1 pseudogene is annotated in these 420 nt (G+C 39.3%); it reads left to right on the top strand.

From position 1 onward, the window contains the following. Positions 1-420, top strand: a pseudogene (locus tag FW754_RS16405) (YadA-like family protein); the annotation flags it as partial.

Raw genomic sequence — 420 nt, 5'->3', positions numbered from 1 at the left:
AAGGCGATAACATCGCAGTTACAGATGTCACCAATGCAGATGGTAGTAAAGAATATAAAGTTGCCACTAAAAAAGACGTTAAATTCGACTCAGTCACGCTTGGTGATACGCTTATTAATAATGCTGGCTTAAGCATCAAAGATGGTCCAAGCATTTCAGCACAAGGCATTGATGCAGGTAAAAAGAAAATCACGAATGTTGCCAATGGTGATATTAACAATACATCGCAGGATGCTGTGAATGGTAGTCAGCTTCACCAAACTGTAAATAGTATTAAAAACAGTATTGGTGGTGATACATCACTGAACGCAGATGGCAGTATAACAACTTCTAATGTCGGTAATACTGGTAAGAGCACCATTCATGATGCGATTGATTCAGTCAATAAGGCAGCAGTTGCAGCAAAAACTACTGTTGTGG

Source organism: Acinetobacter sp. 1207_04 (genome assembly GCF_052850415.1).
Note: the sequence above shows the minus strand (reverse complement) of the source record. Positions and strands in the feature narration are given on the sequence as shown.